The sequence below is a fragment of the Neptuniibacter sp. UBA6509 genome, from assembly GCA_002435145.1.
Taxonomy (GTDB): Bacteria; Pseudomonadota; Gammaproteobacteria; order Pseudomonadales; family Balneatricaceae; genus Neptuniibacter.
Map to the genome: position 1 here is coordinate 1,722 of DJLT01000025.1, position 273 is coordinate 1,994.

Genomic DNA, 273 nt, shown 5'->3' on the forward strand with positions numbered 1-273 from the left:
AAACTTTTTTACAGATTTCTTAACAAGTAAGCGAGGCTGAATTTCGGTTTGCCTCGCTTTTTTGCACGTATCGTTTCTGATTTTGTTGTTGCGCATTTTGCGGGGAGGTTCAATTGGCGAGACCAGCCATTCTTGCTCTTGAGGACGGAAGTATTTTCAAGGGCGTAGCCATTGGCGCAGACGGGAAGTCTAGCGGCGAGGTTGTATTTAACACCTCTATGACGGGTTATCAGGAGATTCTGACAGATCCATCTTACTGCCGTCAGATAGTAA

Annotated in this window: 1 protein-coding gene; it reads left to right on the forward strand. The window is 45.4% G+C overall.

All coding sequences use genetic code 11. The features are described from left to right. Window positions 1–113: 113 nt before the first annotated feature. Window positions 114–273 (forward strand): carbamoyl-phosphate synthase domain-containing protein (locus B4K11_RS03420; protein WP_292959236.1); only part of this gene is annotated, 160 nt, incomplete at its 3' end.